Origin of the sequence: Syntrophotalea acetylenica (assembly GCF_001888165.1) — a bacterium.
GTDB lineage: Bacteria > Desulfobacterota > Desulfuromonadia > Desulfuromonadales > Syntrophotaleaceae > Syntrophotalea > Syntrophotalea acetylenica.
On record NZ_CP015455.1, the window covers coordinates 2,024,211 to 2,048,171 of the forward strand.

The 23,961-nt window shown below is 60.1% G+C and carries 26 protein-coding genes; 14 read left to right on the forward strand and 12 right to left on the reverse strand.

What is annotated here, in order from left to right; translation table 11 throughout:
• Positions 1–24: 24 nt before the first annotated feature.
• The 12 genes from A6070_RS09315 to A6070_RS15390 all read right to left on the reverse strand — a co-directional run bounded on the left by A6070_RS09315 (position 25) and on the right by A6070_RS15390 (position 9,876).
• Entirely contained in the window at positions 25–1,047 is a 1,023-nt protein-coding gene (locus A6070_RS09315) for a hypothetical protein (protein WP_072285502.1), read from the reverse strand.
• Between the two features lie 144 nt (positions 1,048–1,191).
• Positions 1,192–1,650 (reverse strand): chemotaxis protein CheX, encoded by a 459-nt coding sequence (locus tag A6070_RS09320; RefSeq protein WP_072285503.1) that lies wholly within the window; start codon positions 1,648–1,650, stop codon positions 1,192–1,194.
• Between the two features lie 15 nt (positions 1,651–1,665).
• A complete protein-coding gene (locus A6070_RS09325; RefSeq protein ID WP_072285504.1) occupies positions 1,666–2,037 on the reverse strand; it encodes a response regulator in 372 nt (123 codons plus the stop codon).
• A 52-nt stretch (positions 2,038–2,089) separates the two neighbouring features.
• On the reverse strand, positions 2,090–2,566 hold the full coding sequence (locus A6070_RS09330; RefSeq protein WP_072285505.1) for a hypothetical protein: 477 nt from the start codon (positions 2,564–2,566) through the stop codon (positions 2,090–2,092).
• A 13-nt stretch (positions 2,567–2,579) separates the two neighbouring features.
• Positions 2,580–2,951, reverse strand: a complete 372-nt coding sequence (locus A6070_RS09335; protein ID WP_072285506.1) for a response regulator — start codon at positions 2,949–2,951, stop codon at positions 2,580–2,582.
• Positions 2,948–3,829 (reverse strand): HDOD domain-containing protein, encoded by an 882-nt coding sequence (locus A6070_RS09340; protein ID WP_072285507.1) that lies wholly within the window; start codon positions 3,827–3,829, stop codon positions 2,948–2,950. Before A6070_RS09340 ends, A6070_RS09335 begins: the two co-directional genes overlap by 4 nt.
• Before the next feature lie 9 nt (positions 3,830–3,838).
• Entirely contained in the window at positions 3,839–4,327 is a 489-nt protein-coding gene (locus A6070_RS09345; protein WP_072285508.1) for a chemotaxis protein CheD, read from the reverse strand.
• Positions 4,324–5,385: a protein-glutamate methylesterase/protein-glutamine glutaminase gene (locus A6070_RS09350; protein WP_072285509.1), complete on the reverse strand. Its 1,062-nt coding sequence runs from the start codon at positions 5,383–5,385 to the stop codon at positions 4,324–4,326. Before A6070_RS09350 ends, A6070_RS09345 begins: the two co-directional genes overlap by 4 nt.
• A 13-nt stretch (positions 5,386–5,398) precedes the next feature.
• Positions 5,399–6,274, reverse strand: coding sequence for a CheR family methyltransferase (locus tag A6070_RS09355; RefSeq protein ID WP_083558408.1), 876 nt, complete (start codon positions 6,272–6,274; stop codon positions 5,399–5,401).
• Positions 6,267–6,743 (reverse strand): chemotaxis protein CheW, encoded by a 477-nt coding sequence (locus tag A6070_RS09360; RefSeq protein ID WP_201257959.1) that lies wholly within the window; start codon positions 6,741–6,743, stop codon positions 6,267–6,269. Before A6070_RS09360 ends, A6070_RS09355 begins: the two co-directional genes overlap by 8 nt.
• A gap of 72 nt (positions 6,744–6,815) precedes the next feature.
• On the reverse strand, positions 6,816–9,461 hold the full coding sequence (locus A6070_RS09365) for a chemotaxis protein CheA (protein WP_072285511.1): 2,646 nt from the start codon (positions 9,459–9,461) through the stop codon (positions 6,816–6,818).
• A 121-nt stretch (positions 9,462–9,582) separates the two neighbouring features.
• Complete coding sequence (locus tag A6070_RS15390) at positions 9,583–9,876, reverse strand: hypothetical protein (RefSeq protein WP_145926326.1); 294 nt, start codon at positions 9,874–9,876, stop codon at positions 9,583–9,585.
• A gap of 35 nt (positions 9,877–9,911) precedes the next feature.
• On the opposite strand from A6070_RS15390, the gene A6070_RS09370 reads away from it, so the two are divergent.
• The 14 genes from A6070_RS09370 (at position 9,912) to A6070_RS09435 (ending at position 23,786) form a co-directional block, all read left to right on the forward strand.
• Complete coding sequence (locus tag A6070_RS09370; protein WP_072285512.1) at positions 9,912–12,287, forward strand: tetratricopeptide repeat protein; 2,376 nt, start codon at positions 9,912–9,914, stop codon at positions 12,285–12,287.
• A gap of 46 nt (positions 12,288–12,333) precedes the next feature.
• Positions 12,334–12,747: a flagellar basal body rod protein FlgB gene (gene flgB, locus A6070_RS09375; RefSeq protein WP_072285513.1), complete on the forward strand. Its 414-nt coding sequence runs from the start codon at positions 12,334–12,336 to the stop codon at positions 12,745–12,747.
• A gap of 12 nt (positions 12,748–12,759) precedes the next feature.
• Entirely contained in the window at positions 12,760–13,191 is a 432-nt protein-coding gene (gene flgC, locus A6070_RS09380; RefSeq protein ID WP_072285514.1) for a flagellar basal body rod protein FlgC, read from the forward strand.
• Between the two features lie 5 nt (positions 13,192–13,196).
• Positions 13,197–13,496 (forward strand): flagellar hook-basal body complex protein FliE, encoded by a 300-nt coding sequence (gene fliE, locus A6070_RS09385; RefSeq protein WP_145926327.1) that lies wholly within the window; start codon positions 13,197–13,199, stop codon positions 13,494–13,496.
• Between the two features lie 148 nt (positions 13,497–13,644).
• A complete protein-coding gene (fliF, locus tag A6070_RS09390; RefSeq protein ID WP_072285516.1) occupies positions 13,645–15,204 on the forward strand; it encodes a flagellar basal-body MS-ring/collar protein FliF in 1,560 nt (519 codons plus the stop codon).
• Positions 15,205–15,274: 70 nt separating this feature from the next.
• Positions 15,275–16,297, forward strand: a complete 1,023-nt coding sequence (fliG, locus tag A6070_RS09395) for a flagellar motor switch protein FliG (protein ID WP_083558409.1) — start codon at positions 15,275–15,277, stop codon at positions 16,295–16,297.
• A 1-nt stretch (position 16,298) separates the two neighbouring features.
• A complete protein-coding gene (locus A6070_RS09400; RefSeq protein ID WP_072285517.1) occupies positions 16,299–16,997 on the forward strand; it encodes a FliH/SctL family protein in 699 nt (232 codons plus the stop codon).
• Complete coding sequence (locus A6070_RS09405) at positions 16,997–18,301, forward strand: FliI/YscN family ATPase (protein WP_072285518.1); 1,305 nt, start codon at positions 16,997–16,999, stop codon at positions 18,299–18,301. The genes A6070_RS09400 and A6070_RS09405 overlap by 1 nt, the downstream gene beginning before the upstream one ends.
• Positions 18,302–18,366: 65 nt before the next feature.
• Entirely contained in the window at positions 18,367–18,807 is a 441-nt protein-coding gene (gene fliJ / locus A6070_RS09410) for a flagellar export protein FliJ (protein WP_072285519.1), read from the forward strand.
• Positions 18,804–19,319 (forward strand): MotE family protein, encoded by a 516-nt coding sequence (locus A6070_RS09415; protein WP_072285520.1) that lies wholly within the window; start codon positions 18,804–18,806, stop codon positions 19,317–19,319. Before fliJ ends, A6070_RS09415 begins: the two co-directional genes overlap by 4 nt.
• A 70-nt stretch (positions 19,320–19,389) precedes the next feature.
• Positions 19,390–21,408, forward strand: a complete 2,019-nt coding sequence (locus tag A6070_RS09420; RefSeq protein ID WP_072285521.1) for a flagellar hook-length control protein FliK — start codon at positions 19,390–19,392, stop codon at positions 21,406–21,408.
• A 17-nt stretch (positions 21,409–21,425) separates the two neighbouring features.
• On the forward strand, positions 21,426–22,088 hold the full coding sequence (locus A6070_RS09425; protein WP_072285522.1) for a flagellar hook assembly protein FlgD: 663 nt from the start codon (positions 21,426–21,428) through the stop codon (positions 22,086–22,088).
• A 1-nt stretch (position 22,089) separates the two neighbouring features.
• Entirely contained in the window at positions 22,090–22,470 is a 381-nt protein-coding gene (locus A6070_RS09430) for a TIGR02530 family flagellar biosynthesis protein (protein ID WP_072285523.1), read from the forward strand.
• 74 nt (positions 22,471–22,544) lie between these two features.
• Positions 22,545–23,786, forward strand: coding sequence for a flagellar hook protein FlgE (locus tag A6070_RS09435; protein ID WP_072285524.1), 1,242 nt, complete (start codon positions 22,545–22,547; stop codon positions 23,784–23,786).
• Positions 23,787–23,961 lie beyond the last annotated feature (175 nt).

Sequence of the window (23,961 nt, forward strand, 5' to 3'; positions counted from 1 at the left end):
GAAAGAGCTGTCACCCGATGAAAACTAGGCCAGGTGCTGTCTCAGCTTGTCCCTGATGTCCTCCGGGGAACTGGGCAGTACCACAATATCCCGCACACCGTATTTTACCGCCTGCAGTACCTGGCTGCGGGTCCACTGACCGCCCGCGGCAATCAGCGGCACCTTCTCTCCCAGAACCGCCCTGGCCTTGATGATGGCCGCCAGACCCTGCTCCTTGGTGTCGTCCATGGTGAACACCGCTGCTTTCACCGGAGCGGTGCCTTGCGGTCCGAAAGGCTGGAAGTCATCCTGATATCCGACCACCTGCGGCACGAAACCTTCGGCGATGCAGGCATCGGCGAGATCATGCGATCCCTCCTTGCGCCCCGTCACCACCAGCACCGTATTTCGCGGATCTTCCGCCCTGTCCGCGGCCTGCGTCGGCACGGCCTCGACAACGGCAGCCGCCTGCCGAGGCGCGGCGGGCTCGATCACAAGCGGTTCAAGCCCCAGCAGATCCGAGGGAAAAAGCATCTCCATGCACTGCAGTGGCTGCCCGTCCAGGGTCATGCCGAAAGACACCTGGTACAGGTCCCCCGGCCCGAAAGGCTTGTCGCTTTCGGCCTCGATCCTGCCGGGAACCACCACTTCAATCGTATTTTTTTTAAAATGCAGCTTGTCCAGCGCGGCTTCGTCAAAGGCCTGGATCAGCTCGCCCGAGATGATGTTGACGATCTCGCCATAGGCATCGGCCTCATCTTCATTGAAGGCTTCCTTGCGTACCTGTTTTTCCAGCTCGGCAGGCGGCAGCATGATCAAAGTGCCGCCAAGCAGCACTGCGTCCTTCAATTGATTGAAGCAGTACATCTTGCCTTCGCGGCTGCCACTGACGTCAAAGTCGGCCATCACCAGCTTTTTTTGGAAAGATGCGAAAAAGCCGGCTTTGGTCACACGGCGCTCGGCGGCCAGAGATACGGCCACTTCGCAACCGAGAAGATCGCCCAGACCGACCGCCAGTTTTTCCGCAAGCGTATCAAGTATGGCTGTTATATGCTGGTTTTCGCCCATAACCGTCAACAATCGCCGCCGCCGGCCGCCATCAGGCGGTCCGGCTCCGGGGCACAGGAAATAATCACCCGTTGAAAATCAAAAAACCGCACGATCCGCCGCCGGGAGGCGCTCCCCCGGCAGCCGATCGCGCGGTTTTCACCATCAACTGTTCTGCAGATAGCATTCAACCAGAAACGCGCCTTCCTCGATGCAAAAAGGCACAATCACGCCATCGCCATCCGAAAGGCACTCCACCTCGTACTCGGCTCCGGAGATCGCCGAGGGAATGGCCAGTTTGAGGCCGGTGCCGGTCTCGGTGAGCATGGATTTGACGCTGCCGGCGAGCATATTGGCGAGTTCACCGATGGCATCCTTGACGTCGTCGTTGATCTCCTCGACATCCATGAACAGAAACTTGCTGGTGATGGCCATGGCAACGTCATTGGGCACATGGATAGCCAGCATGCCGCGATAGTTGCCAGCCAGTCCGACCAGGCCGGAAACCGAATCGGTAAATTTGTTGGAGCGCGTCGCCAGAGGCGCGGACGGATGTGCCTCGCACATCAGCATGGATTGAAAAATTTCCTGCGTTGCATCCGAAATACATTTACCTAAATCCACGGAATGTTCTCCTTATCACAGGAAATTGCCCAACACCTCTTGGACCTGCTCCGGTGTGAAGGGCTTTTTGATCGTGCCCACGGCGCCGAGGGACAAGGCTTCGTTAAGCACGTCGGTACCCGCCTCGGTAGTTATCATCACGACGGGGATGGCCTTGATCTGGGCATCCGCGTTTTTCTGGCGCAAGAATTCGATGCCATCCATAACCGGCATGTTGATGTCGCTCAGCACAATATCGACGGTTTCTCCCGCCAAAATTTCCAGGGCAGCCTGCCCGTCAGCGGCTTCCAGCAATTTTTCAAACTCGAAGCCGGCCTGGCGCAAGGAGCGTGCGACAATTTTCCGCATGGTGTTGGAGTCATCAACAATCAGAACCTTTTTTCCCATGATGCCGTTTATCCTTCCATAAAGGGTGTAAAGCCCGGCCCGTTATGAGGCCTCAGGCAGTTTCCGAATCCGTCGGGAACAACCCGCAGCCGATAATGGTCAGGGACAGCGGATCTCCCTCCACATCGTACTTCCAGGTTTTTCTGGGACCGTCGCATAAAACCGGCCGTTCCCGGCACACCTCCGGCAAACCGAGCCGATAGGTCTGGTCGCCGGGTAAAAAGTCGTTAAGCAGACGTCCGGCAACCGTATTGAGAAGCTCTCCGAGCATATCGGTCTGGATCTGCTCGACCACCTCGTCGTCCGGAAAGGCGTGCACCACATCGATGACGTTCCCGAGCAGCGAAACCGGCACCGTCAGCACCAACTCCGCCTGCACCGGGTCGAGAACCAGCAGACGCGCCGACATGCTGTTTTCCGCGGTCTCTTCGGCGGTATCGCCGGTTTGCGGCAGAACTTCCATGAACGCCATATTCTCGAGCGTCACGGCAATGGATTGGCGAACCAGTTCATCAAAATTGCGGTTCATGATTTCTCCCTGTTCATTGCATCAGCGGTTCGAGCTTCTTCAGGAGCGTGGCCGGTGAAATCGGCTTGTCAAGGACCGCGAACGCCCCCAACTCGGACAGCAGCGCCTCCTTCGCAGGATTTCCCGCACTGGTGATCACCACCACCGGCACATGGTTGAGCTTGGGGCTGCCCTTGACCCACTTGAGCAGTGTTTCACCGTCCATGATGGGCATGTTGAGGTCGGTGACCAGCAGATCGGCCGGTTCTTCCTTGAGTCTGGCAAGGGCCTCCCTGCCATTGGGAACTTCCACCATGCCGGCGTCTCCCAGACCGATGATCTCCAGACAGCGCCGGATAACCATGCGCGCCGTGGCCGAGTCGTCGGCAATGACGATGCGTTTCACTTATAAACCTCCTCTTCAGAAGAAAGAGACGAAACTGCTTTTTTAAACTGGACTTCCGCCTCCAGCAGAATTTGCGCCAGGGACTGAGACGTAATCTCGAAGTACTCCGTGTAACCGGCATCCAGCTGATATTGCATGCCGTCGTTACCGGTATCGCAGCCGGCCATCATGGCGCACATGTCACCCAGATGCGCGGCAAATGCCAGGGCACGGTATTCCTCCGGCGCCTGTTGCGGCGTATGATGGTGCAAAATGGCCTGCTGCAGGGATTCGGGAAACTTCCAGTGCCGCGCCATTTCATATCCGACCTGGGCATGATTCATCCCGGCCAGAGCCTGTTCGGCCGCCAGGTAATCGGCAACGCTGCCCTGCTGGATTCGCTCCAGCGCCTGGGGAGCCGCGGTTTTCCAGAACGGCGAAAAAACATATTTGCCGATGTCGTGCAACAGTCCGGCGGTAAACGCCAGCCCGGTTTCAAAACCCTGACGTGCGAACCTGGCAACTTCGCAGCTGGAAAAAGCCGCAAACAGGTCATGGCGCCACAAAGCGTTTTCCTGGCCATCATACCCGTCCAGCGGTTGGCTGAAAAGATCGCCGGTGCTGTCCGCCAGAACGGTGCTCACCACAATCCATTTTCCGAGGTAGCTGATGGCACGCTCAAGGGATGTCACCGGAGACAACAGACCGAAAACCGGCGAATTGACGACCTTGAGAACCCTGGCGGTAAGGGCTGCATCATATTTGACGATATTGACGACGTCGTCAAGTTCATAATCTTCCCCTGCCAGAAGCTGCAGCAAGCGGCTGACATTGGGCGACAGCATCGGCAGTTTTTCAATAGCTTCCCGGATATGCCCGGCGCTGATCATGGATTCCATCCCCCCCCTTCATATCTGCCACTGGCCACGGCCGGGACACGACACGGCCACCAGCCCGGTATCCACATGCAACGTGACGGTACGGCTGAAATTCTGCCCGACATCTTCCGCAACCGGCCCCATGCCAAGCGTCCACAAAATTTTCTTTACCGCCAATATGTTGCGCTTGCCGATGTTGAACGTGTCGTTGCCGGCCATTACCGACGCCCCGCCCAGCATTTTCACCACCAGCCCGCGGCCTTTGGCCTGGCAGCCCAGGCGCGCCATCTCCCTGAACAGCAAAGGGACGCCAAGATCGGCAAAATAGCCCGGGCATTCCTCGGACTTGGCGCGGTTGAGCTTCGATTCGGGAAGCGCGACATGCACCATCCCCGCAATTTTAAGGTTGGGATCGTACATGGTCACGGCCACGCAGGAACCCAGGGCATAGGTCTTGACCACCGCACCGGGCTGGCTGGTAGCGCCCAGCCCCCCGATCCCCAGAATGATATCGCTCATACGCGCCGCTCCGAAAGCAAATCGACAATTCTTCCCGCCATGCAGTCCAGCGGCACCAGGGCGTGGGCGCCACCAAGTTCATAAGCCACCTTTGGCATGCCGAACACGACGCAGCTGGCTTCGTCCTGGGCCAGATTGCGCGCCCCCGCGTCGCGCATGGCTTTCATTCCCTCGGCGCCGTCGGAACCCATGCCGGTCAGCATCACGCCGATGGCATTGCCTCCTACATGCTGGGCGACGGAATGCATCATCACATCCACAGAGGGACAATGTCCCTTGACCGGAGGCCCCGGCTCGCAGCGCACCTGATACATACCACCGGAGCGCACCACCTTCATGTGGTACCCCCCGGGACCGATAAGCACCCGGCCGGGCATGATACGATCGCCGCTGACGGCTTCCTTGATCTCCATGGCACACAGCTGATTGAGACGCTCGGCGAACAGCCGCGTAAAACCGGCCGGCATGTGCTGCACGATGACGACTCCCGGCATGGTCGCCGGAAACTGGGCGATGATCTTGCGAATCGCCTCGGTTCCTCCGGTGGAAGCGCCGATGGCGATGACTTTATCCGTCGATTCCGCCAGGGCACGCTTTTCCAGGGTCTTCAGCTGGCTGGGCACAGCATGACGCGCGGCTTTCCAATGAGAAACATTGGCGGTGGACGCCAGCTTGACCTTGGCGCACAATTCTGCCAGCATTTCCCTGAGTCCCCGGGCGATATCGCTGGTCGGCTTGGAGACGAAATCAACGGCGCCGGCCTCCAGGGAATCGAGGGTGATCTGCTTGCCTTTCTGGGTCAGAGAGGAGACCATGACCACCGGCAGCGGATATTGCGGCATCAATCGGCGCAGAAAGTCGACCCCGTCCATGCGCGGCATTTCAACATCCAGGGTAAGGACGTCGGGCTGCAGTTTTACGATCTTGTCCCGGGCGATGTAGGGATCTCCGGCGGTCCCGACAACTTCGATATTGGGGTCCAGGGACAGCCCCTGGCTGAGAATCTGCCGGACAAGAGCGGAATCGTCTATAACCAGAACACGAATTTTTTTTGGCATCGATAATATCGGATCACTGTTTGTGGTAGACGGCGGGAGCCAGATATCTGAACAGATTCTGGCCCCGTCCCAGGGTTTCCGAGTGCCCCAGAAAAAAGTAGCCGCCTTCGGCGGTATGCCGATGAAACTTCTGCACCAGGGCCTTGCGCGTCGGGTCGTCGAAATAAATCATCACATTGCGACAGAAAATGACATGAAAAGGCTTTTTGAACGGGAAAACGTCATTCATGAGATTGAACCGCCGAAAAGTTGCCTCCTGTCGCAACTCCGGCACCACTTCGTACTGGCCGTCGGACAAACTGCGAAAATACTTGCGCAGCAGCGATTCGGGCAGCATCTTGACCCGGTCCCGCGGATAGATGCCGCGCCGGGCGATATCCAGAACCCGGGAGGAAATATCGGTGGCCAGTATGCCGCCATCCCACTGGCAATACCTGTTGCCGAAAAACTCGCGCAGCAGCATCAGCAGCATGTACGCTTCTTCACCGCTGGAGCAGCCGGCGCACCAGATACGGATGTCGCGGCTGCCCCGTTGCTCCAGAGCTGTTGCAAGCTGCGGCAATACGGTATCGCTGAAAAACTCGAAATGCGACTTTTCCCGAAAAAAATAGGTGTGGTTGGTCGAAATACGATCGACCAGCAAACTCAGCGCCTGCTCGGTTTTATCCTCCAGCAACGCCTCATAGTAACTTTTGAAACTGGCATGGCCGCTTTGCCGAAGGATCTTTTGCAGCCTGCCGACCAGCAAAGACCGTTTCTGATCCGTCAGATTGATTCCGAAACGCTGATAGATCAGCGAACGCAGCAAACCGAACTCCTCGTCGGAGATGCTCATGAGCATGCCGCTGTCAGGAAAAGCGGCCTGGCCTGCAATTAACGCATCAGACATAAAACAGTCTCTGTACGTCCAGAAGGATCTTGACTTCATCATTGACCTTGCCGAGTCCCTGCACATACTGGCCGGAACGCCCGGCTCCCGCCGGCGGGGGCTCGATCTGGCCATCGGCGATTTCCGTAACCTCCTTGACCTGATCGATAATCAGGCCCGCGGTGCCGCTTTCCACATGCACCACGATAATGCAGGTACGTTCATCGTATTCCCGGCCGACCATACCGAATCTGGATCGGATATCCATCACCGGAATGACTTTGCCGCGCAGGTTGATGACTCCCTTCATGTACCCCGGCAGATCGGGCACTTCATTGATCTTCTGAATGCCGACGATTTCGGTGACATGACGGATTTCAATGCCAAAGTCCTCATTGCCGACCTTGAATACCAGAAATTTCCCGTGCAGGGTGTCTTCAGAGGAAACATCCGCTCTGGCGGCAACATCCCAATCCATTCCAGCAGTCATACCATCCAATCTCCTTTTAATAAAAACCGTGACGACGACGCGAGCTATCGCAGCCGAATATCCGGAAACACGTTATTGGATCTGCAGATGCCGCTGACCCACGTGCTCCTCGATGAGCGTGGCCACATCCAGGATGAGACAGACCTCGCCGTTGCCGAGAATGGTGCACCCGGAAGCGATCCGCACATTGCCGATATAGTCGGACAGTCCCTTGATCACCGTCTGCTGCTGACCGAGAATCTCGTCGACCAGCAGGCACAGGAATTTATCCTGGTATTCCAGCACGATCAGCACACCATCCTCGATGGTGTTGTAATCCGCGGGCTCGTCGAGCAGCCGGTCAAGATAAATCACCGGATGAAAGCTTTCCCGCACCCGCGCCAGCTCCAGTCCGTCGGGCATGACGGTAATATCCTCCGGCGTCGGCCGGAAAATTTCCCGTATCGCCAACAGCGGCACGATGCAGCGGGAGGCGCCGATCCGTACCAGCATGCCGTCGATGATGGCCAGGGTCAGCGGAATACGCAGGGTCATGCGGGAACCGCGTCCGGGGTTGCTGTGTACCTCGATCTTGCCCTTGATTTTTTCCAGGTTTTTTTTAACCACGTCCATGCCGACCCCGCGGCCGGATACGTCGGTGATCTTGTCAGCGGTCGAGAAGCCCGGCTGGAAAATGAGATTGTAGATTTCCTTGTCGCTCAGATGACTGCCGTCGCCAGCCACCAGCCCCTTGCCGATGGCCTTGGCAAGGATCTTTTCCCGGTTCAGACCCCGGCCGTCGTCTTCGACCTCGATCCAGACCTCCCCTTCCTGGTGGCGGGCGGAAAGTTTGACGACTCCTTTTTCGGCCTTGCCGCTGGCCAGACGTTCGGCCGGGGTCTCCAACCCGTGATCAAGGGAATTGCGCAACAGATGCACCAGCGGATCCGTGATCTGCTCGATGACCGTCTTGTCGACCTCGGTTTCCTGGCCGTATAATTGCAGATCGACCTTTTTCCCGGATTTGACCGAAAGGTCATGCACCAATCGGATCATGCGCCGGAACAATCCGGAAACAGGGACCATGCGGATAATCATGGCCATTTCCTGCAGATCACGAACGATTTTGCTCATCTGCTGGGCGGCCTTGCTGAAATTGTCGAGCTCCAGTCCCTCAAGGTCAGGGCTGCGCAGCAGCATGTTTTCGGCAATAACCATCTCCCCGATCAGGTTGATCAGATCGTCGAGTTTTGCCAGATCGACACGGATATCCTGGCGGTTCATGGCCGCCGGTTTGGCTTTGCCGGCGGACTGCGCAACGGGCGCTTTGGCAGCCGTGGATGCGCCGGACTTCTGAATCTCAAGGGCCTTGGCCAAAGCCTCCGGCTGCACCTTGCCGCGCGCCACCAGCAACTCGCCCAGGGGCTTGCGCTGTTCTTCGATGATTTCCTCGATCTCTTCCTCGCTGGCAAGCCCTTCCTCGACGAGAATTTCCCCGATCAGCCGTGGCGAAGCGGGTACCGGATTCGAGTCCTCATTGCCGTGCCCGGCAGCCGTTTCCGAAGCCGGCGATTCCTGCAAAGCGGTTTCCGGAAGTCGCCCGCCGGCACTGGCGGAACCGCAGGCCTCAGCGGAGAGTTCCCCAGACTCGCTGTCGGGCACATGGCGAAAAAGAAGCTCAAGATACACCTGAACATTTTCGATCTCGCCCTTGCCGCCCTGCGAAATATCGGCAACCGCCGCACGCAAGGCGTCAAGACAGCCGAGCAGGGCTTCGGCGGGAGAGCCATTGGGAAAGTCGCCTCCCTCCTTGGCCACATCGAGCAGGCTTTCCATCTGGTGGGTCAGCTTTTCCATGTCGCGAAAACTGAAAAAACCGCTGTTTCCCTTGAAGCTGTGCACATTGCGATACAACTCGGCGATGCCTTCGGCATCGAGCTTGTCATCACTCCAGGCCAACAGACCCTGCTCGACATTCTGCAGCAACTCGTCAGCTTCCTGTACGAAGCGTTCCAGCATCTCGGGTGAAATGAGCATTTGCATCAGCTCATCGAGTTCGGCATTATCGGGGGCAACGGCTTCGGCGGCCTCGTCGCAGGCCGCAACAGTTGCCGCGCAAGCACCCGCACCCTGTTGGCGGATGGCGGAAAGCGCATCCTCGGCGGCCCGGGCGAGCAATTCCGAAATATAAGTGGCAGATGCTTCCATGTCCTGGTCGTTGAGGGCATGCTCGACATGATCCATGGCCTCGCGGGCGAAATCACAGGACTGGCACAGGTACTGGACGTGTTCCGGCAGCATCTGGATTTTCCCGGCACGGATCAGATCCAGCAGACTCTCCGCGGCGTGGGCGACATGAGCGATATTGTTGAGTTCCAGAAACCCGGCACTGCCCTTCATGGAATGAAACAGCCGGAAAATGGCATTCATGGTTTCGCCGTGACCGTTAATCGACTGAAACACCGGGCACGAACGGCATTCCTCGGCGGAAGAAGCATGGATGCAGGACTGATTGCCGCCTTCAATATAGCCGGCATGCAACCAGCAGGGAATGTCAACAGACCGACCATATCTTTGACAGGCGGTATGCGGGCATCCCTTGGCCGACCAGCAGTCGACAGCCTGACAGCTCTGACCCAGCTCGATAATGGTGGGTTCGAGCTGGTCCAGCATCTCCCGGCTCTCCATAAGAAATTCATTAACAATTTCAGCCTGTTCTGATAAAAAATCAGTACTCATCGATGCCTCTCTGATGGGGTATTCTTCCACCTGATTCCAAAGCCATCCCGCACCAAACGGAATCGGAACAAGCCGGAATCGGTCGCGGGGATAAACCGGCGCGCCGATGATACTTCAAATTTCACGCCACATTCAATGAATTCCCGGAACTTTTAATCATCACGCTGTTTCCGCCGTGCCCGGAGGGTTTTGGCGATACGCCAGCCCCGCCGTACACGGACGACAGCTGCCCCGCCCCACTCATGTTGCGCCCCACCTGCGCCTGTGCCACACCTGTCCATGTCAAAAACTTGTCCACCACCCCAGGCAGCGTGCAACAAGCAGCAGCTTGTGAAAAATTACACTTGTATTTCAACAAGTTAATGTTTGGCACAATAATCGCAAAATAAACCCACCACGAGCCCGACAGGCGCACTTCAACCCCTGACCAAGGCAACCTCCGGATCCATTATGGCAAAGCGGCAACTGCTCATCACTCTCATAATCTGCATCGTCACAGCGTTGCCCGCAGCGGCCGCCGGTGATTACGTGCTGCAGAGCATGGAGCGAACCGATGAGTTCGATCAGTCGCGCTTACTGTTCGGCTTCTCGAAACTGCCGGGATTTCAGCTTAAAACATCCGGTCAGCGTGTCGATTTGCTGCTGCACCAAACAAGCGTCGCTGCTTCCCTCAAAACCCTGCCAGAAGACGACAAGATCGTCCGGGTCCTGTTTGCCGGCAAGCCGCAGGAGCTTCTGGTTTCCATCCTGCTGCGCAAAATACCGGCACAGGTTTCAGCCACCAGATCCGCGACAACAGGCCAGATCACTCTCGACATCCGCTGGCGGCCCGACGATAAACACCGTCCCGCCATCGCTTTTCAGCTCAGCGGCATGCCCGCAGCGCACCAAACCCTGCAAGGTATCGCCACCTTGCAGCAGTCTTCGGCCTATGCCGGGCACTGGAAGGATTTTTTCCGCACCTTTGCCACGCCTCTCGAAATCAGCATTCCGCTCCGAGCGACGCTGCCGCCGCTGCCGCCACTGGCGGCCAACCCCGTCGACAACAGCCTCAACCAACTGCTGCAGATGGCCAACGCCGGCCACTGGCAGGCGCTCGCCAAAAAGCTGCAGAACTCGCCCGCCAGCCCATCGCACCCACGGCTCCTGCTGCACGCCGAAACCCTGCTCCGGACCGGGCAGCCCCGTCAGGCACTGAGGGTGCTTGAAAAGCAGGGGGCGCACCGGCCCGGCGACCACGAACCCCTGGCGGACCGCGCCACCTATCTCCAGGCTGTGGCGGAAGCGCGCTGTGGCCTGCCCTACCAGGCGCGCTGTACCCTGTCCTTGCTGCTGGAGCGGAAACCGGGCGAATCCCACCTGACACCCCAGGCGCGTCTGCTCCAGGCCGAACTGCTCTTGACCATCGGCAGGTGCAAAGAGGCCTGCGGAATCCTGGAGGAACCGGTGCAGAAATGGCCGGTCGCCCTGCAACGCCCGGTCCAGTGGCGGCGCGCCCAAGCCCTGGCCGCAACCGGCAGAACCGGACAGGCCGAGCAGCTCTTCCGCCGCCTGTTTTCCCGTTCCGACCACTGGGCGAAGTACGCCGATATCCGTTATCATGCGGGGCTGGCCAGCCTGAAATCCGGACAATACCGGCAAGCTGGAAATCTTTTCACGCTGCTCGAAAAGCAACTGCGCACTCCGACAGGTCGGGGCAAGGCCCTGTTCTATGCCGCCAGGGCCGCATATCTCGACAATGATCTGAAAACAGCACTGGTAATCCTCGAACAGCTTCGCGACAACTTCGAGGGAAGCGAGCCGGGTTTCCGGGCCTGGCTGGCACTGCTCGACCACCGCATGGCAAGCGACCGGAACCCCGATTTCCTGCAAACCGCCAGGGACTACGCTACCATCGCCCGTCATGCGCCTTTGCGGCCACTGCGTGAAGAAGCCGCGCTGAAGCAGGCCCTGGTACATTACCTGCACCGCCAGCCGGAAAAAGCCGCCCGGCTGTTGCAGGGTTTCCTGCGCAATTTTGCCGGCGGCCCCCTGCGGAAAGAGGCCACTGCCCTGTTATCGGAAATCCTGCCGCGGCTGATCGAAAATCTGATCCGCAACGGACAGGACATGAAAGCCGTAACTCTGGTGGAAGAAAATCGAGAACTGCTGATCGACGGCAATCTCTCATGGCCTTTTCTGCCCGCCCTGGCACAGGCCTACAGACGGCTCGGATTATGGGAAAAGGCCTGTAAAAGCTACTATTTCATGATCGATCGTGGCCCAGCGGGCAGTCAGGACGAAGCTGCTTATTTGCCCCTGGTACAGCTGTTGATCGATCGGGGTCAATACGCAATGGCCGCCTCACTGGCGGAGCGCTACCTGCAAAAGTTCAGTCACGGCAAACAGCGGGACAAGCTGTTCGAGCTGCAGCTCGCGGCTCTGGAACAATCCAAACGCCTGGACGAAGCGGCCGCTTTGCTGAAGCAGGCCCGGCAGCCGCTCACTGAAACCATCGCATTGCAGGGAGCCCGCATTCACTGGAAACGCGGCGCATCCCAAGACATCATCGATCAGCCGCCGCTGCTGGACCACACCGCCGACGGACAGCTGCTGCGAGCCGAAGCGCTTTTCCATGCCGCGCACGAGGCAGAAGCGTATCCCCTTTACGAGGGGTTACGCCAGCACGAGGAATACGCCGAACAGGCGACCTATCGTTGCGCCCAGATCAAACTGCGCACCGGCGAGCGGCGCCTGGCCCTAAAGCTTTTCGCCCGACTGACCGAAAACGGAAATAATTCCTTCTGGGCCCGACTGGCCCGCGACGCTATCGCCGCTCAAAAATGAATTGGATGCTTCCTCGGCTGTTTTCCCATGAAAAAAGGTGCTTACCATGCCTGAAATCAGACTGTTCGACCGCACCATCCAGATGCTTGGCAAGGTTCTTGACCTTCGCCAACGTCAGCAGGAGCTGATCGCTTCCAACATCGCCAACGCCGAAACACCGGGTTACATTCCGGCCCGCATGTCATTTGAAAAGGACCTGGCAAAAGCCCTGGAAAACCGGCCGCAACCGCAGGCACAACCGCACCCGCGGCACATCCCGATCGTTGCGAACCGCATCGACAACCTCGAAGGAACCACGGAGCGGCGTGCCGATCGCGGTGTCGGCATGGACGGCAACGGGGTGGATCTCGACAAGCAACTGATCGCCCAGAGCGAAAACCAGTTGTTGTACGAAACCTCCGCGCAGATCATCAGCAAAAAACTGGCGACCCTCAAATACGTCTGTCAGGACGGCCGCTAAAGGAGCAGCAGCATGGATATTTTTACAGCGATGCAGGTCAGCGCCTCGGCCCTGGCCGCGCAACAGACCCGTCTCAACGTGATCAGCGGCAACCTGGCCAATGTCGGTACCACCCGCACGCCGGAAGGCGGCCCCTACCGCAAACGCGACGTGGTGTTCCAGTCGAGCCGCAACGTTTTCGAAGACAGCCTGCGTCAAGCCATGGACAAGGACGTGCAAGGCGTTGAAGTGGCCCGCATCCAGCCGAACTCGCGGGCCTTCCACACCGTGTACCAGCCAGGCCACCCCGACGCGGACGAAAACGGCATGCTGACGTTGCCCAACATCAATGTGATGGAGGAGATGGTCGACATGATGACCGCCACGCGCAATTACGAGGCCAACGTCTCCGCCATCAAATCCGCCCAACGCATGGCCACCAAGGCCCTCGACATAGGACGCTGACAATCATGATAAAAAATATCGGAGAAATCCCCCGCATCGCGCAGGCCGCCTCGGCCGAAACCGCGGCTTCAGGCCGGCCCCCCGAAACCTCCTTCGGAGACCTGCTGGCCAACGCCATCGATAACGTCGAGCAGGCCCAGAACCAGTCCAACCAGGCCATTGAAAAGCTTCAGACCGGCGAATCCCGCAATATTCACGAGGTCATGATCGCCATGGAAAAAGCCGGCATTTCCATGCGACTGATGGTGAACATGCGCAACAAGATCGTCGAAGCCTATCAGGAAGTGATGCGCATGCAGATCTGAATGGTTCGCTGCGGCACGGCCTGAAATCACCCCTTGCGCCCGCATGGTGCGGAATCCGCCGCGAGCTGTCATATCCGTGACAGTGGCACGCGGCGCCGGGAATCACTTTCCGGACAGCGAAAATCCACGACTATGAAAGGTTTGCCCCATGGGCGAAAAAACCACCCCTGCGACCTTACTCGAAACCATTCGCCACTGGCCCCGCAAACGGCAACTGAGCCTGCTCGGGGTGGTGCTGGCATGCGTCGTGTTTTTTGCTCTCATTATCCTGCAGGCAAACAAGGCCGATTATCAGCTGCTGTTCGGCAACCTCGAAAGCGCCGACGCGGCCGCCGTGTTGGAGCGCCTGAAGGAACAGAAAATACCCTATCGGCTCGAAAACAACGGCCGTGCCATTCTCATTCCCGCCGCCAAGGTACATGAAATCCGTCTCGACCTGGCCGGTAGCGGTTTGCCGCGCGGCGGCGGCGTGGGCTTCGAGATCTTTGACAAGCAGAGCTTCGGCATGACCGATTTCGCTCAAAAAATCAACTATCTGCGCGCTCTGCAGGGAGAACTGGCGAGAACCGTCGCGTCGCTGGCGCCGGTGGAAGCGGCACGGGTGCATCTGGCGTTGCCTGAAAAGCGCCTGTTTCGCGAGCAGCAGCAAAAAGCCAGTGCCTCGGTGATTGTCAAGCTCGCTGCCGGGCAGAATCTGCGGGAAGGCCAGATTCTCGGCATCGTCAACCTGGTGGCGGGCAGCGTGGAAGGGCTCGACGCCGAACAGGTCGCGGTTATCGACGACAATGGCCGGGTGCTGTCCAAAGCCTCCGAACAGACAGGCGAGAACGGCATGGCGCCCAACATGCTCGACTATCAGCAGAACCTCGAACAACGGCTCGAACTGCGGGCCCAGGCGCTGCTCGACCGGGCGCTGGGCATGGGCAACTCCATGGTGCAGGTCACGGCAGCCATCGACTACACCCAGCGGGAACGCATGGAAGAAAGTTACGATCCCGACACCACCGCGGTGCGCAGCGAGCATACCACCACCGAAAAAGGCGGCATCGCCGGCGCCGGAGGCGTGCCCGGAGTGCAGTCCAACATCAACAACGAGCAGAGCGGCGCGTCCTTCATCCCGACCAGCCGCAGCGACGAAACCATCAATTACGAAATCAGCAAGATCGTCAGCAAACAGGTCGATCCGGTGGGCTCCATCAAGAACCTGTCGGTGGCGGTGCTGGTCGCCGACCGACTGACGGAGGCCGCCGGTGACTCCGAAAAGGCGCCGGTCTACGAACCGCGTGACGCCAAGGAACTGGCAGCCATCGAAAAAATGGTCAGCCGGGCGCTGGGAATCGACCCGAAACGGGGTGACCAGATCGCCGTCATCTCGCGTCCCTTCGAAACCGCTTACAGCACCGACCCCACCCTGCAGCCGTCGGTCTGGACGCGGGTCCATCAGGTCACGCCGATACTCAAATACGCGCTGCTGTGCCTGGCGGCGGGACTGCTCTACCTGTTGGTTATCCGTCCGCTGCTGCAGATTCTGCGCAGCGAGGGACGCATGATCGAGCACTACAAGACCGTGGAGCAACTGGAATCGGAGATGGCCGGCCTGCCCGACGGCAGCACCCGCGGCGAAGCTCCGCTGAGCCTTCCGGCGGGCAGCGCTGCCTCGCAGAACGATCCGGCGCAGATCATCAAGGCCTGGCTCAAGGACAGCTAGTACCCATCCGGAAACTCCAGGCAAACACCCCGGCGGTCCGCTGGCCGCCTGAAACCGTGAAAGACACAGCATGGATATCAAGAAAATGACCGGCGCGGAAAAAGCCGCGGTGCTGTTGCTCACCCTGGGCGAGCAGGCAACCGCCCAGGTCTTCGAAACCCTGTCGGACAGCGAGGTACGGGAGATAAGCCGCTGCATGCTCGCCATCGACCACATCCCGGCCAGGGTATCGGACCAGATCCTGGAGGAATTCGCCATGGCGCAGAAAAACAAAACCGGCTTTTTCGTGCGCAGCAACGAATTCGTCAAAAACGCGATTTCCAACAGCGGTAATGCGGAACGCGCCAAAAAGCTCATGGCGCAGGTCTCCATCGGCATGGAACAGCTTGAATCGAGTGCCCGCCCGCTGGAAACCATCGCCATGATGGATCCGCGCATGGTGGCCAGCCTGCTCGGCAGCGAAATGCCGCAGACGGTGGCCGTCATCCTGTCCACCCAGCGGGTCGACCACGCCGCCAAGATTCTCAGCTTTCTGCCGGAGGAGGCGCAATCGAACATCATGTTCCGCATCGCCAAAATCGACAAGGTATCGCCGGAGGTGCTCGGCCAGATAGAAAGCGCCCTGCAGCAGGAAATCCGTGTTGTGGCGCACAAGGAACAGCATCAGATCGGCGGCATCGGCAAGGCGGTGGAGATCATCAATCACCTGGGCAGCGGCGCCGACCGCAGCATCCTTGTCAATATCGAAAAAACCGACCGCATGCTGGCGGAAAACATCCGCAAGCAGATGTTCACCTTCGAGGATCTGGCGAAAATGGACGGCCGCACCATGCAGGTGCTGCTGCGCGAGGTCAACAACACACAGCTGACCATGGCCCTGAAATCGGCGTCCGATGACCTCAAGGACAAGGTTTTCGACAACATCTCCGAACGCGCCGCGGAAATGATCCAGGACGACCTGGAAGCCATGGGTCCGGTACGTTTGTCGGAGGTCGAGTCCATACAGCAGGAGATTGTCAAGATCGCCCTGCGGCTTGAAGAAGACGGCAAAATAGTGCTGCCGGGAAGAGGTGGGCAGGATGCTCTTGTCTAGAATGATTCACCCCTGCGACGCCCGGGATCTCAAACGGCTGCAATTGCGGGATTTGGGCGAAGGCATGCCGGCGGACAATTTCGTCCCTTTCGAGCCGGTCGTGGCGCCGGAAGCCGAAGCGGCCCGGCCATCGCACGCTCCCGCGCCCCCGATCGAGCCGCAGGAGCAGCGCGCGGCGGCTCCTGCATCGGAGGAGGAGAACCGATGCGCCCTGGAGGCAGCCTATCGGCAGGGCCGCGAAGACGCCCTTCGCGAAGCCCGAGAACAATTCGGCCATGCCAGCGACATGCTGGCCCAGGCCCTTGAGGAGGTCAGCCAGATGCGCGGCTCCCTGCTGCAGAACAGCAGCAACGACATGCTGCGGCTGGTGATGTCCATCGTGCGCCAGGTGCTGCATGCCGAAATCAGCGTCAATCCGCGGATCATTGCCGAAACCATCGACAGAGCCCTCAAAATGGCAGTGCGGGCAGACTATTATCATGTGCGGGTGAATCCGGCGGATCTGGAGGTTGTGACGGAGCGTAAACCTTTGTTTCTGGCCGCCATCAACGGTCTGCAAAACCTTTCCTTCCAGGCGGATCCGGCCGTCGGCCGTGGCGGCTGCCTGCTTGAATCGGAATTCGGCGACGTCGACGCCACCATCGACGGGCAGCTCGACCAGATTCATCGCAGCCTGCTCGCGACCCTGGATCAGAGCTGATGAACCGCCTGCTGGAATGTCTCGACACGCTCGCCCCCATCCAGGTCAGCGGCAAGATAACCCAGATCGTCGGACTGGTGGTGGAAGGCTATTGCCCAGCCGCCTCCGTCGGCACCCTGTGCGAACTGATCCCGCGGGACGGTGGCCCGCCGGTGCCGGCGGAAGTGGTCGGTTTCCGCCAGTCGCGGGCACTGCTGATGCCTCTCGGCGAGCTGCGCGGGCTTGGCCCGGGCAGCCGCATCAGGGTGGTTTCCAACAGCGCCGCGCTGCCGGTGGGTCAGGGCCTGCTGGGACGGGTGATCGATGCCATGGGCCAGCCCATCGACAATGGCCCGCCCCTGCCCCGCGACACCGAAATGCCCCTTTACGCCCTGCCGGCCGGGCCCATGGAGCGCGACACCATCGATCGCCCCCTCGATCTTGGCATTCGCGCCATCAATGGCCTGCTGACCTGCGGCCAGGGCCAGCGCATGGGCATCATGGCCGGCTCCGGCGTGGGCAAAAGCACTTTACTGGGGATGATCGCCCAGAATACCCTGGCCGATGTCAACGTCATCGCCCTGATCGGCGAACGCGGCCGCGAAGTGCGGGAATTCATCGAGCGGGACCTTGGCGAAGAAGGGCTGGCGCGCAGCGTGGTGGTGGTGGCCACCTCCGACCAGTCGCCGCTGCTGCGCATGCGCGGCGCGTTTGTCGCCACCACCGTCGCCGAATATTTCTGCGGCCGGGGGCAAAACGTGCTGCTGATGATGGATTCGGTGACCCGCTTTGCCATGGGCATGCGGGAAGTGGGCCTGGCCGTCGGCGAACCGCCCACCACCAAAGGCTATACCCCGTCGGTGTTCGCCACCCTGCCCAAGCTGCTGGAGCGGGCTGGCAGTTTCCGCGACGGCGGCAGTATCACCGGGTTGTACACGGTGCTGGTGGAAGGCGACGACATGAACGAACCGATCGCCGACGCGGTGCGCTCGATTCTCGACGGTCACATTGTGCTGTCGCGCCGGCTGGCCGCCAAAAATCATTATCCCTGCATCGATATCCTGCATTCGGCCAGCCGCGTCATGAACGCCGTGACCGACCGGGAGCACCAGGAACACGGCGGCCGGCTGCGGGAACTGCTGGCCACCTACCAGGAAGCCGAGGACCTCGTCAACATCGGCGCCTACAAAAAAGGCAGCAATCCCAAAATCGATTTTGCGCTGGCCCATATCGACCGGGTTAACGGATTTTTGCGTCAGCGGGTCCACGAACCGGTGGATCTGCAAACCACCATCGCCCAGCTCAAGGAACTTCGTCTGTGCTAGGGGTGCGCCGGGTCCCGGCCATGCCCTCAGTCACTTTGTAACGCCCGCCGCCGCGGGAGGCCGTCATGTCTTTTACCTTCAAGCTGCAACCGCTGCTCAAACATCGCACCCTGCTCGAAAACCAGGCGCGGCAGGCCCTTGCCGAAGCCCTGGCGGAAGAAGCCGCTCTGCAGCAGGTCATCGAAGAACACTGCCAGGCCCGGCAGGCGCTGCAACAGGAATTCGAGGATAAAAAGGCCCTTGGCATGGATTGGGCGGAACTGCTGATCTACGACCGCAGTCTCAAGCGCCGTGCGGCCAGGCTCAGGGAACTGCAGGCCCAGGCCAGGGAACTGCAAGCACAGAGCGAGCAGCGTCGCGCCTGCCTGACCGAGGCCAGCCGGGACAAAACCCTGATGGAAAAACTCAGGACCAGAATGGAGGACGAGCACCGCCAGGAAATGCTTCGCCGGGAGATGGTACATCTGGACGAAGTTGCCCTGCGGCTCGGAAAAAATCGCCTATGACCGTTTCACATCGGACACGCATCCTGTGGGCCGCCAGCCTTTTGTTTATCGGGTGGCCTGTTTTTACCCTGGCGGAAAACGCCTTCGCGCCGGAAACCGACAGCCCGCAAGGTTCTGTGGCCGAGCGCCGCATCGAAGCCGCCATCCAGATGGAACTGAAAAATCTCAAAACCCGCACCCAGGCGCTGGAAAAAAGGGAAATGGAGCTAAAGACCCTGAGGACCGAGGTCGATAAGAAACTGACCGAGCTTGAGAAGACCCGCGCCGAGGTCAGCCGCTTGCTGCAACGCAAAACCGCGCAGGAGGCGGTCAAGGCCAAAGCCCTCAGCAAGATTTACGAAAAAATGGATCCCGCCAATGCGGCATCCGTTCTTGCGGGACTGGAACTCGAGCTTGCGGTGGAAATCCTGCAAAACATGAAGGTCAAGGCCGCCGGCCGCATCCTGGACAACCTGGATGCGAAAACCGCCGCCAGGCTGAGCACTTCCTTTCCCGCCCTGGCGCGGGATTGAGCCCTCCCGCTGTTTGAGGCGGCCGGGCCGGGTTTCCACCACCAATCCTGAGGAAAGGAGGTGAAACCCCATGCACATGCCAGCCGTCATTCTGTCCGAAAACGCTCCGGTGGCCACCGGCCCAAGAGCGACGGGAAGAAACGCCGGGAATGCATTCCGGAATCTGCTCGAGCGCACCGCGGACAGCCACGATCCCGGCACGGATCCCCTTGCCCGAGCCAGCGCCGCTGCGGCCGAAGAACCGGCTGCCGACGCGCACATCACCAATACCCCACAACCGGCATCCGCAGCTCAGCCGCAAAACCCGCAGCAGCAGGAGCTTGCGGTCATGGATGCGGCAAAACCCCTCAGCGACACGGAGGAACGGCCGGAAACACAACTTCCGGCCAAAGACCTCCAGAACCTCCAGGCCCCGGAACAGGAGCCCGACCCGGTGCCGAGCGGCGCCATGGCCTACGTTTTCACCGCGCCGGCAGCGACCGGGCAAGGCCCGGCCATAGCATCTGGCACAGGAAATGGCGACGACGCAGCCTCCATGGCGCTGCCGGCCGATGCGGCAAACGGATACCAACCCGAACACCTGTCCACGCGCCGCCAGAACTCCGACAAACCTTTGCCGCCCGAGGCGCAAGCTTGCAGCGTCCCGAATCCGCCGCAGGCCGATGGCGTCCCGCAAAATGTCATGGCACGGATTGCGCCGGACGGCATGGCTGTCGCGTCCATCGCCGAGCAAAAAATCCGGGCCATGGCCGGGTCCGAACCACTGGCCGAGGCGCCTGCGGCAGCCGATCCTGACACCAGCGACGGTGCTTCGCGAAACACCATGACCGACCCTGAAGCTGCCATCCCTGCTTCCCGGCAGCCCGCGGATAGGGCTCCGTCCGCCACCATCGCGGAACCCACCGTCACCGTCGGCAGCCAGGATACCGTGGTCGCCATGCAACATGCCAAGGCCAGGGTCCCGGCCACCCTGCGACAGGATATGCCGGTTCCCGCCCGTCTTGATGGGGACGGGCCCCAAAAAATCAGACAGCCCGCCGGCGCCGACGCGACAGCACCTGCCGAAGCGACCCCGGCACCGCAAGCCCTGACAGACCCGGCCACGCCGCGACTCCGGACCATGGCAGCCGGCCACCCTTTTGCAGCAATCTCCAGCACCCCGGCACAGGGTCCGACAGCCCGATCCGCAGCACTGGAAGGCGAAGCAGCACCCCTCGGAGAAAGCCGCTTTGCGCAGCTTATGCCACGCGCTGCGACAGCGCCCTTCACTCAACAATCGCCTGTCGCGACGACAGGCATATTGGAACCGCACCTGAAGCAGCCGATGGAAACAACCGCGATGGACCCCGGGCCCGTGAGCACCGCAGGAATCCTGAACGGCAAAAGCATCCGTCCGGCAGCTGTCGCCGAACAATCGTCCTTTGCAATGGCCACGCCGAGCGTGGTTGACGCGTCACCCCTGACGGCCGGAACGATGGCGACACCGCCGGCCAGCGCAAATCTTGCCGCATCCGCGACGCTCCCGGGAAAAGCCCCGATTCTGGCCGGAGCCAATGAACAGGCGGCCATCGCCGGCAGCGTGTCCCTTGCAGCGTCCGCCGCGGCACCGTCAACTGCCGCACAGGTCACACCCACGGCCGCCGCCAGCCTCTTCAGCGTACCCGAAGCACCCGTCATCGAGCAGGTCATCGACAATGCATCGTTGCGGGACCTTGGCGAGAAACGGCAACTCACGATCGAACTGCACCCGGCGGAACTGGGACAGGTAAAACTCGACCTGGTGCAGGAAAAGGACCGCCTCCAGCTGCATCTTCAGGCCGCGACCCACGAAGTCTGCGACATCCTCGAAAAACATCTGCCGCGGCTGCAGGAAGCGCTGCAGCAGCAGGGGCTGCGCCTGGACAGCGTCCAGGTCAGCGTCGACGGACAGCGCCAGCATCAGCAGGGCATGTTCGAACATCAGCAGCGGGCACCGCAACACGGCCCATGGCAAAGATCCGGTGTTGCCAACCCGGACGCTACCGTTGCCCCCGCGACGGCAACGGCCGACCGGCCGTCAACGGCCTCCGGTCTCAGCTTAAGGGTTTAACCAGAAAGGTCCGCACCATGACAAGCATTTCCGGCATCAACCAGGCTGCCGCCAGCAGCGCCACCGGCAGCCTCACCGGCGGGAACAATCTGGGCAAGGATGATTTTCTGCTGCTGCTCGTCACCCAGTTGCAGAACCAGGATCCCCTCAACCCCCAGGACCCCACCGAATTCACCTCACAACTGGCCCAGTACAGTTCGCTGGAGCAGCTGTTTACCGTCAATGACCAGTTGCAGCAACTGGAAACAGCCAACGGCAACGTGATGCAGCTTACCGCGCTGGGACTTATGGGGCGGGATGTGGTGGTGCAGTCCGACAACTTCACCCTTGGCAGCGAACCCGTCACCCTCGGCTATCGGCTTTCCGGCAACGTCGACGAGGTCCGGATCGCCGTGCAGAACGCCGACGGCCAGACCGTCGCCACCCTGCAGGGCACGGAGCTTTCCGCCGGCGAACATTTCATGACCTGGAACGGCGCCACCGCTGCCGGAGCGGCACTGCCTGCCGGCGATTATCAGTTCAACATCACCACCCGCCGCGATGGCGAGAGCACCGCTTCCGGCACGGCCCTGCTCAAGACCCGGGTCACCGGCGTCGATCTCGATGGCGGCGGCAGCACCTTGGCTACCGGCCTGGGGAACTACGGCCTCGGCAATATCACCAGCGTCAGGAACGGATAACATGGGCGAGCAGCTGACCATCATTCCGCAACCGGCCTGGCCGCTTTCCACCCCGGACAGAACCGCCAGGCCCGCAACCGGCAGCCCCGGCAAAGCGTTTGAACAGGCCCTGTCCCGGCAGATGGCAAATCCGGTGGGGTTCAGCCGCCACGCCCTGGACCGCCTGGCCAGCCGCGACATAACCTTCTCCGACCAGGATGTCCAGCGACTCGGCGAAGCGGTCGATCAGCTGCAGGCCAAGGGCGGACGTGACGCCCTGGTGTTGATGGACACCACGGCGCTGGTGGTCAGCGTCAAAAACCGCCAGGTGGTCACGGTCATGAATCAGTCCCAGCTTAAAAACAACGTTTTTACCCATATCGACAGCGCTATTATCGCTTAACCGAACCGGTCCTTTCCAGGAGGTTCGCGGATCGCCGACCGACAGACGCGATCCCTTACAAAGGAGAGAAAAAAATGGCCCTTTCAAGCGCACTTTACAGCGGCATCAGCGGCATGAACACCAACGGCACGGCCATGTCCGTAATCGGCAACAACATCGCCAATACCAATACCGTCGGCTTCAAATCGAGCCGCACGGTGTTCTCCGACCTGCTGGCCAGTTCCGTCAATGGCTCCGGCGGCGCCTCCCAGGTCGGCCGCGGCACCGGCTTGTCGACCGTCGACAACCTGTTCAGCCAGGGCACCTTTGAAACCACCGAATCCCAGACCGATCTGGCTATCGAGGGCGAGGGTCTGTTCGTGGTGCGCGAAGATGGCAGCCAGAGCCTGTATTACACCCGCGCCGGGTCCTTCAGTTTCGACGGCGATGGCTACCTGACCAACGCTGAAGGCTACCGCGTGCAGGGCAAACCCTATGTCAACGGCCTGCTTTCCAGCGCCGGCGCCTCCGACATCCGGGTCGACATCAATGCCGGCATTCCGGCCAAAATGACCGACGAGATCACCCTCGCCACCAATCTGGATGCCAATTCGACCATCATTACCGCGCCCTTCGATCCGACGGACACAGCAACCTACAATTATTCGAACTCGGCGACCATTTACGATTCGCTGGGCAACACCCACCTGCTGACCACCTATTTCACGAAAAGCGCCGACAACACCTGGGACTGGAATGTCGTCGATGAAGGCAACAGCCTGGTCTATTCTTCCGCCAGCGCCGGCAACACCCTGATATTCGACACCAGCGGCGCACAGATTTCCGGCGGCACCGCCACCCTCGGACCCCTCACTCTCGGAGCCGGTACCGCTCCCCAGACCATCAATTTCGCCCTGGAAAACACCACCCAGTTCGCCAACGACTCCCAGGTCATCTCCCAGACCCAGAACGGTTATGGCGCCGGCAACCTGACCAATATCTCCATCGACAACGAAGGCAACGTGCTGGCCAAATATTCCAACGGCGAGGAAATGGCGGTATCGCGCATCGTGCTGGCCAAATTCTCCAATTTCAGCGGCCTGCGCAAGGAAGGCGCCAGCCTGTTCTCCACTACCGGCGAATCGGGCCCCCCGCGCATCGGCGTGCCCGGCAGCGAACTCGGCAATATCTTCACCAACGCCCTGGAGCAATCCACCGTCGACCTGGCCGCCGAATTCGTCAAGATGATCACCACCCAGCGCGGCTTCCAGGCCAACTCCAAGGTCATCACCACCACCGACGAAATGCTCAGCGAGCTGATCAACCTCAAGCGCTGACGTACCATCCCGCATAAAGTGTACATTTTAGCCCGGAACCTATCGAGTTTCCGGGCTTTTTCATTTTTGAATTGTGAATTTTGAAAATGGCTCTTTTGAAAACCAAATAACCGAGCGGCTACTTGACCATTCTAATTAAGCAGTTAAATTTAAGGTTAAACGTACAAATACGGTC

Excerpts from the sequence above, each read along its gene's own strand:
- A6070_RS09400 (WP_072285517.1), top strand. The coding sequence starts at position 16,299 with ATGATTCACCCCTGCGACGCCCGGGATCTCAAACGGCTGCAATTGCGG.
- A6070_RS09330 (WP_072285505.1), bottom strand. The coding sequence starts at position 2,566 with ATGAACCGCAATTTTGATGAACTGGTTCGCCAATCCATTGCCGTGACG.
- A6070_RS09405 (WP_072285518.1), top strand. The coding sequence starts at position 16,997 with ATGAACCGCCTGCTGGAATGTCTCGACACGCTCGCCCCCATCCAGGTC.
- fliG (WP_083558409.1), top strand. The coding sequence starts at position 15,275 with ATGGATATCAAGAAAATGACCGGCGCGGAAAAAGCCGCGGTGCTGTTG.
- A6070_RS09435 (WP_072285524.1), top strand. The coding sequence starts at position 22,545 with ATGGCCCTTTCAAGCGCACTTTACAGCGGCATCAGCGGCATGAACACC.
- fliE (WP_145926327.1), top strand. The coding sequence starts at position 13,197 with ATGATAAAAAATATCGGAGAAATCCCCCGCATCGCGCAGGCCGCCTCG.
- A6070_RS09430 (WP_072285523.1), top strand. The coding sequence starts at position 22,090 with ATGGGCGAGCAGCTGACCATCATTCCGCAACCGGCCTGGCCGCTTTCC.
- A6070_RS09325 (WP_072285504.1), bottom strand. The coding sequence starts at position 2,037 with ATGGGAAAAAAGGTTCTGATTGTTGATGACTCCAACACCATGCGGAAA.
- A6070_RS09315 (WP_072285502.1), bottom strand. The coding sequence starts at position 1,047 with ATGGGCGAAAACCAGCATATAACAGCCATACTTGATACGCTTGCGGAA.
- A6070_RS09350 (WP_072285509.1), bottom strand. The coding sequence starts at position 5,385 with ATGCCAAAAAAAATTCGTGTTCTGGTTATAGACGATTCCGCTCTTGTC.
- A6070_RS09420 (WP_072285521.1), top strand. The coding sequence starts at position 19,390 with ATGCACATGCCAGCCGTCATTCTGTCCGAAAACGCTCCGGTGGCCACC.
- A6070_RS09340 (WP_072285507.1), bottom strand. The coding sequence starts at position 3,829 with ATGGAATCCATGATCAGCGCCGGGCATATCCGGGAAGCTATTGAAAAA.
- A6070_RS09345 (WP_072285508.1), bottom strand. The coding sequence starts at position 4,327 with ATGAGCGATATCATTCTGGGGATCGGGGGGCTGGGCGCTACCAGCCAG.
- fliF (WP_072285516.1), top strand. The coding sequence starts at position 13,645 with ATGGGCGAAAAAACCACCCCTGCGACCTTACTCGAAACCATTCGCCAC.
- A6070_RS09365 (WP_072285511.1), bottom strand. The coding sequence starts at position 9,461 with ATGAGTACTGATTTTTTATCAGAACAGGCTGAAATTGTTAATGAATTT.
- A6070_RS09360 (WP_201257959.1), bottom strand. The coding sequence starts at position 6,743 with ATGACTGCTGGAATGGATTGGGATGTTGCCGCCAGAGCGGATGTTTCC.
- A6070_RS09355 (WP_083558408.1), bottom strand. The coding sequence starts at position 6,274 with ATGTCTGATGCGTTAATTGCAGGCCAGGCCGCTTTTCCTGACAGCGGC.
- flgC (WP_072285514.1), top strand. The coding sequence starts at position 12,760 with ATGGATATTTTTACAGCGATGCAGGTCAGCGCCTCGGCCCTGGCCGCG.
- A6070_RS09370 (WP_072285512.1), top strand. The coding sequence starts at position 9,912 with ATGGCAAAGCGGCAACTGCTCATCACTCTCATAATCTGCATCGTCACA.
- A6070_RS09415 (WP_072285520.1), top strand. The coding sequence starts at position 18,804 with ATGACCGTTTCACATCGGACACGCATCCTGTGGGCCGCCAGCCTTTTG.
- A6070_RS09425 (WP_072285522.1), top strand. The coding sequence starts at position 21,426 with ATGACAAGCATTTCCGGCATCAACCAGGCTGCCGCCAGCAGCGCCACC.
- flgB (WP_072285513.1), top strand. The coding sequence starts at position 12,334 with ATGCCTGAAATCAGACTGTTCGACCGCACCATCCAGATGCTTGGCAAG.
- fliJ (WP_072285519.1), top strand. The coding sequence starts at position 18,367 with ATGTCTTTTACCTTCAAGCTGCAACCGCTGCTCAAACATCGCACCCTG.